Annotated in this window: 10 protein-coding genes; 8 read left to right on the top strand and 2 right to left on the bottom strand. The window is 37.0% G+C overall.

Translation table 11 applies throughout. The features are described 5' to 3' along the window. The first annotated feature begins 353 nt into the window (after positions 1–353). From MTX11_RS11655 to MTX11_RS11635, 5 genes are all read left to right on the top strand, one after another. Entirely contained in the window at positions 354–557 is a 204-nt protein-coding gene (locus MTX11_RS11655) for a hypothetical protein (protein ID WP_005103450.1), read from the top strand. Between the two features lie 308 nt (positions 558–865). Further along, positions 866–1,135 (top strand): hypothetical protein, encoded by a 270-nt coding sequence (locus MTX11_RS11650; protein WP_005247243.1) that lies wholly within the window; start codon positions 866–868, stop codon positions 1,133–1,135. A gap of 157 nt (positions 1,136–1,292) precedes the next feature. After that, positions 1,293–1,433 (top strand): hypothetical protein, encoded by a 141-nt coding sequence (locus MTX11_RS11645; protein WP_004645377.1) that lies wholly within the window; start codon positions 1,293–1,295, stop codon positions 1,431–1,433. A gap of 159 nt (positions 1,434–1,592) precedes the next feature. Beyond that, positions 1,593–1,880, top strand: coding sequence for a hypothetical protein (locus MTX11_RS11640; RefSeq protein ID WP_191112129.1), 288 nt, complete (start codon positions 1,593–1,595; stop codon positions 1,878–1,880). A 653-nt stretch (positions 1,881–2,533) separates the two neighbouring features. Next, positions 2,534–2,734, top strand: a complete 201-nt coding sequence (locus tag MTX11_RS11635) for a hypothetical protein (RefSeq protein ID WP_243475165.1) — start codon at positions 2,534–2,536, stop codon at positions 2,732–2,734. Positions 2,735–2,962: 228 nt separating this feature from the next. Here the strand turns inward: MTX11_RS11635 and xseB are convergent, their stop codons facing one another. Next, the gene (gene xseB / locus MTX11_RS11630; RefSeq protein WP_005103445.1) at positions 2,963–3,157 is read right to left on the bottom strand and encodes an exodeoxyribonuclease VII small subunit; all 195 of its coding nucleotides are present in this window, start codon (positions 3,155–3,157) and stop codon (positions 2,963–2,965) included. Next, a complete protein-coding gene (gene xseA / locus MTX11_RS11625) occupies positions 3,147–4,418 on the bottom strand; it encodes an exodeoxyribonuclease VII large subunit (protein ID WP_243475164.1) in 1,272 nt (423 codons plus the stop codon). Before xseA ends, xseB begins: the two co-directional genes overlap by 11 nt. Positions 4,419–4,768: 350 nt before the next feature. On the opposite strand from xseA, the gene MTX11_RS11620 reads away from it, so the two are divergent. The 3 genes from MTX11_RS11620 to MTX11_RS11610 all read left to right on the top strand — a co-directional run bounded on the left by MTX11_RS11620 (position 4,769) and on the right by MTX11_RS11610 (position 6,154). Next, positions 4,769–5,203 (top strand): I78 family peptidase inhibitor, encoded by a 435-nt coding sequence (locus MTX11_RS11620; RefSeq protein ID WP_243475163.1) that lies wholly within the window; start codon positions 4,769–4,771, stop codon positions 5,201–5,203. Positions 5,204–5,315: 112 nt separating this feature from the next. Further along, positions 5,316–5,675 (top strand): hypothetical protein, encoded by a 360-nt coding sequence (locus tag MTX11_RS11615; protein ID WP_005103441.1) that lies wholly within the window; start codon positions 5,316–5,318, stop codon positions 5,673–5,675. 209 nt (positions 5,676–5,884) lie between these two features. After that, on the top strand, positions 5,885–6,154 hold the full coding sequence (locus tag MTX11_RS11610) for a hypothetical protein (RefSeq protein ID WP_243475162.1): 270 nt from the start codon (positions 5,885–5,887) through the stop codon (positions 6,152–6,154). Positions 6,155–6,398 lie beyond the last annotated feature (244 nt).

Genomic DNA, 6,398 nt, shown 5'->3' with positions numbered 1-6,398 from the left:
AAGAAATTATCAAAGTTCTGTTGCTTTAGCCTGTATATTTTTATGGCTACCTTTATAGGGTTAATTATGAACAGTAAATGTCAACAGACCCTAGCTATAAAATAGATTGATATATTAGTCAGCAGAAGCGTTGATGTCTGAATCCAATCTCTATACATATACGACAATAAATCGCGAGTAGAGAAAGAATTTAGGATGAGACTTCAGGGTGAAGAAAACTGATCATCGTATAATTCAGCTATCACATATAGAAAATCAATTAAAATATGCAATAACAGACTGAAAATCAATAAACCCATAATAAAAATAGGTGTATATTGAAAATACGATTTCACGCATAAGAGCATCTTCGCATGTCGACTAAATTTATCATCCGTTTTGCTGCGATTCTATTTTCTGTACTTATTTTGACTGCATTAGCCATTCAATTTTTCTTTAAATCGGATGTAACCGTAGTCCTATGGATTTTCGCTGTACCTTTCATTTTGGGCATTCCAATTTTGGCTTCTGTTGTATTGACCACCAATGATGAACTTGATATTCATAGCGTTAATTAGGCTTGAACCTTAAACTGGCGCATTTAAAGTGCATCTGATCTTTACTGATAGAGCAGCCGACATTTGCACTTTGTTCAATAAAATAGACCTTATTTTAAAGCAATGCGGGTCAGTTAAGCATGCATCAGAAAATGTAGTAAAAATGAGTGTATGTTTACGCTCATTTTTTATCAGCTTACTCCAGAATTTAGATTTAACTCTCAAATCATCATGATTTACATAAACTCTAAGAAATAAGGGAATATTCTTATCATTATTCATTCAAAATAGGTCTTCATCATAAAACTCATCATTTTAGAGAAAACAGAATGCCTAAAAATAATTATCTACCAGCTCTAGAACAAGTTTATGACTTTTTAAAGGAACGACCAGGTTTTAAGGATAAAAGTGAATTTGATAAAGCGGTAGAATATTTTCGAACTCTACATGAAAGTGATCCTCTGGATTTTAGAGTTCAAGCACCGAATAATGTCGCTGGAAAATTTGGTGCTAAAGAGTCTATAAATTTAGGGTCTATGCCAGAATTCAGTAATAAGGAAAATTTCCTTAACTGGATAGATACGCAAATTAACCACTAGTTGAAAGACTTTAAGCAAACACATCATCCGGCAGGTTTTCATTTATTATTCATACATTCATTAACATGTAGTACAGAAAACAATCGAAACTGAGTTGGAAAACTACAAATTTGAATGATAACTTTGTATTCAAATCTTCCCAGTAAAGAGGTGAGCAATGAAGTTGTTGACTTTGGTTGGTATGGGAGTAGCAGCGAGTTATTGTTATAAAACTATGAAAAATGGCAAGCTTGCTCTTTCAAAACCTGACTTTGATGAAAGTGTAAAACGATTTGTACTGCAAGAATTTGCAGCTTAGTTCTTCACGATATATTTCCCAAAAAGGCTCATCGGATGATGGGCTTTTTTATTTTCTAAAAATTTATAATTTTAATATTCAGATTAAAAGCAGTTTAATTATAGCCCTCATGTTATAAACCTACCTCGTGATCTATTTTAAATAATTAAATGAGAGCTAATGGATGATGAAGATGGAAATGAATGGTGCGAGCTTATATATTCTGAAGCCTTGAGAATATATAAACCAACAAAATACAACACAGTCAACAAACTGAGATTCTTTGCCCTGATTTTAGAATTATTCGCAGAAATGCAGCATGAGGATGCAATGATTCAAGTAAAGGCTGTGAATGTGAAACTTAAATTGAGATCTAAAAATTACATTTTTTGGGTGTTTGAAATGCCTGATTTTCAGGATAAGACGTTATTTTTAACTTATATGTCTAGTAAATTAAGTCAGCTATAAAGTGTCGTTGAAAGCTAAAATCGCCAATTACTTCAACAAGTATAGTTATTTTTTATAAAACTATAATTTTTTTATATGTTAATGGTGTATTTATATATTTTTATCAATAGCTTGCTTATTCTCTAGTCGTTGCTCACTTTGACAACATACCTGAATCAGCGCAAAAGTGATAAAGGGAAAGGCCCATCGAAAGGTGGGCTTTTTTAATATGTACAGCTTATTGAACGAAAAGTAACTTAAAGCAAATGTAAGAGAACAGTTTATTAATACTCCCTATACTTTATTGATAAATTCACAGTGCTATAGTCATTTTGCGAAAACAAGAAGACGCAAATAATACGAAGAAAATGACTACAGCACTAGCCCGCTTATTTGAAAGAGTAAGCGGGCTTTTTAATTGAAAAATTAATGTAATATTATGCTAATGTATAAATTATAAGTTTATATATAATTCATGAATAGATTCTATCGCTGTAGTTTCTTTCCAATTTCAGCCTCCTTCCCTAAGGAGGCATTTTTTTGTCGATAGAAAAGTAATGTTCCAATGACTATTGTGTTTATTCAGTTACACAAATGATCATCGTTGACTCTTGAATGAATCTTTCAAATATTTGAGCATGATATTTTATTGGTTAAATAAGTGATGGATCGCCATGATAAATGAAGAAAAGCCTTTGAACTTTGACGACGATAGTGAGCCTCAAGATTTCGAAGATGAAGAATTTATCGATGATAAGAAAGAGGATGAAATTTACAATGCTATTACCAAAGATGGTTCTAGTGTTGATCCTGCGGATGATGGGACGCGTCATATTCGCCCTGAAGACGGTGATCCTATAGAAATTGAAGAGTAATAAAAAGCCCAATTCAATATTGGGCTTTTTATCGTCTGGTGGATGAGAATGAAAATACAATATTTCCCATTTAGAATTGAGCGGATTGATCAAAATCCCCATCTAGAAAATTTAAATAGTCATTGAAATGATTTTTTTCACTTAATAAAAAAGCCCCCATGAATGAGAGCTTTTATGTCAACTCAATCTAGCAGAATAGTCTAAGCTAATATTTGAAATGACATCCAATTAATCTTTAAAAGTATCATTTAACGCAGTTTGAACCGCTTCAACCCGTGCCTTGCAAGCTTTATAGGCGGTCATGGATTCTTCCACGATTTTCATCAAGTTATCAATATCCGGTTCTTGCTGAGATTCGAGCAATTCCGCATTCTTTTTCAAGATGTCATAGCCTTGTTGGAAGCTCAAAGTATCATGATTCATGAGGAAGTACCTGTATAAGTTGTGCTGAGAAAATGCCGTCATGTAATTCGACTTCAACCAGATCGCTGGACTGAATCTGTTGAATAGAGGCAACCACATGTTCTTGCTGGCGCACGATGGCATAACCCTTGGATAAAACATGTTTAGGATTTTGTAGTAGCGTTTCCCGCATCAGGGCATCAAGCTGCTGATTAATCAGCTGGGTATGCTGCTGGGCCAGACTGGTAGTATTGGCCTTGATCTGTTGCAGACGTTGCAGCGCATCCATAATCTGGTTGTTGGCCAGACTTTGAATCAGTTTCAAAAATTGATCATTCTGATTTTGATAAGCTTGAATCTGTTGCTGGGATAAACGCTGAATGCGCTGTAGATAATTCAGAATATCCTGGGTCAGTTTAAAGATATGATTGCGGATTCCGGCAATGGCTTTACTCGGAGTATCAAAGGAGCGATGCGCAATCTCATCCAGAATGGTACGGTCTTTTTCATGCCCGATGCCGACCCATACCGGCACCGAACGCTTGCAAAGCAGGGCAGCCAGATCATAATCATTCAAATAAGCCAGATCATTGACTGCGCCACCCCCTCGTATAATCACAATCAGATCCGGGGCAGTGTTATAGGTCTGAGCCCATTGTTTGAGCGCTTGTGCCAGACTGTACATAATACTTTGCGGGGCGGTATTTCCCTGAAAAGTCGCACTGTGATAGACAAACTCACACACCTGCGCACGCTGTAGTGCATCGGCATCTTTTTTGAAATCTCCCAGGCCTGCTGCATTTTCGGGAGCAATCACCAGAATCCGGTTCAGGTCAAAAGGGCTGGGCAAGTTTTTATTGCGTTGAATCAGTCCTTCAGTTGTCAAGCGCTCAACAATCTGCTGATAACGCCGGGCAATATCTCCTAGGGTATAGCCTGAATCAATTTCAACGATATTTAAAGAAAAACCATACTGCGGATCGAAATTAGCTTTGACTTTAATCAGCACTTTCAAATCACGACTCAGCTCAATCCCGCTTTCACGTTCAAACTGCGTGACAATTTTCTGGGCACTAAATTTCCAGATGGTTGCTCGGCAACTGGCAATGACCTGATCACTATCGACTTCTTTTTCTGCCAGCTCCAGATAATAATGGCCAGCTTTAATACTTAGATTACGAATCTCGGCTTTGACCCATACTGGTGTATCGAAAGTGAGTTTGACCACTTCCTGAACCGTAGCAAGATATTCCTTGAGGGAGAGTTGAGGATCGTCTGTCATGCCAATAGAAAGTTTAAAATTCAATCAAATATTAAATCAATCCAGCACAGATCACAAATCTAAAAGTGAAGTCATATTTGATTGATGTAATGACAATGCAATGCTATTGAGGTGCATAATTACTTGGTTCAGACTATTCATCCGGAATTTTCGTATTTTGTAGAGGTTCTTCTCTTCTGTTTTTCTTGTTCATTGAAAGAAGTTATAGCGTTGAAGTCCTTAATTTACAAAGGTCTTATTTCCATTTTTTAATGAAAAAGTACAGTTAAAAATGTACACAGACTTGTGTCTGGCGAGGACAAGGAAATATGCTAAATTGGTGAAGAATTATTAAAGAAGAATAGGCTCTCATGAAAAAAACAATGCTGTTCGGTTTGCTGGCTGTCGCTTTAAGCGCATGTACCACCACGCCGCAATCTGAGACGGAAGCTCCTAAAATAGGTTCAGCGAATCCTGCAAGCGCTTATTGTGTCAATCAGGGTGGCAAGCTTGAGATTCGTACTGAAAGCAATGGTCAGGTCGGATATTGCCATTTAAAGAATGGTCAGGTGGTCGAGGAGTGGGAATTACTGCACATGAATCAACCTAAATGTATTGCTGATCAGGCAGCGGCATTGGTGGGTCAGTCCAATTTGACTGAAGCGCAAATCAAGCAGAAAACCAAGGCACAAATTGTACGTATGGTTGAGCCGGGTCAAGCGGTGACGATGGATTATCGTGAAGAACGAGTGACTGTAACGGTGGATCCTACAAGCAAAAAGATTACCCAGGCTTCATGTGGTTAATTACACAAAATGAAAAAGCCCATGAGTGGGCTTTTTTAATTCCATACAACTGGCATTTTGAAATGACAAACCTTCCCCGATCTTTTATATTGCCCCTCGGAAGGAGAAATTCATGAAAAAGTTATTGGCTTTATCGTTTATGCTGGCGCTGGCCGGTTGTGCCGAGAAGAAACCCTTAACCCCTGAAGAGCAGTGGCAAGGTTATTGTCGAAGTGTCGGTAATGCGGCGCGTACCATTATGCTGGATCGTCAGAATGCGATTGAGAAAGAAAAAGCAATCGAGCATGCCAACAAGATCGATGATGAAACCACCAAAGGTTTTATCCTGAATATTATTGATGAAGTCTATGCGATTCCAGCCGAAGAGATTAAGGTAGATGTAAAAGCAGCCCGTGAAAAAGTCCGCGCTGAATTTACTGCAAAGTGTATTGCGACACCGCATGATGAATTACCAGATTACAAACCGTTCTAAGGAACGGTTTTTTTATATCTGGATAAAATTATCCAACCCATATTTCCCATTAAACGTATTTAAATATAAGCATCTTCAAAAGACTAAATAATAAAAATAACCTAAGCAAAATGTACACGTTGTGACAATTTCTAAATCTAAAATATAGAAATACTTATCTTTATATTGAATAATGAATTTAACTCCAATTAACCGAGGAGTAGCACAATATGGAAGTCGTAAGATATTTGCATCATTCTGATCTGCTGCTGGAAGATGAAGAGGGTGTGGTCATTATTGGCAGCAGTCGCTATGTACTCAGCGTCGGTGACAAAGTCGTTTTAAAGAAGATACTAGAACAAGATAAAAAGCTTTATCAGGTTGATATTTCCTTTGCCAGCAATAATCACAGTAGCACCTATGAAGATGAATGCGTGGTGAAATTCCAAGGCTGCCGAGACTCATATCAGCAGTATTTAAACTCGACCACTGTACACTAAGGTGGAGTATCTTTTTAACTTCAAATCAGGCAACATCAGGGTGCCTTTTTTATGCATTAAATTCAGTTAAAAGGGCCTATTCATGGGCTTGTTTCGTGTGGTGTAAGCTGGAACTGATTATGGAATAATCATTAAGAGCATCATTTAGTTATAAAATAACGAGCATCACGAAGAAACACTTGAGTTGCATTAACTTTTAACTGGAAATTTAGTAAAATTTCGGAGTCCATATTATTTATGAAGC

Origin of the sequence: Acinetobacter lwoffii (assembly GCF_022809915.1) — a bacterium.
Lineage (GTDB): Bacteria > Pseudomonadota > Gammaproteobacteria > Pseudomonadales > Moraxellaceae > Acinetobacter > Acinetobacter lwoffii_M.
The sequence above is the reverse complement of the archived record's forward strand: the minus strand, read 5'-3'. Positions and strand labels throughout refer to the sequence as shown.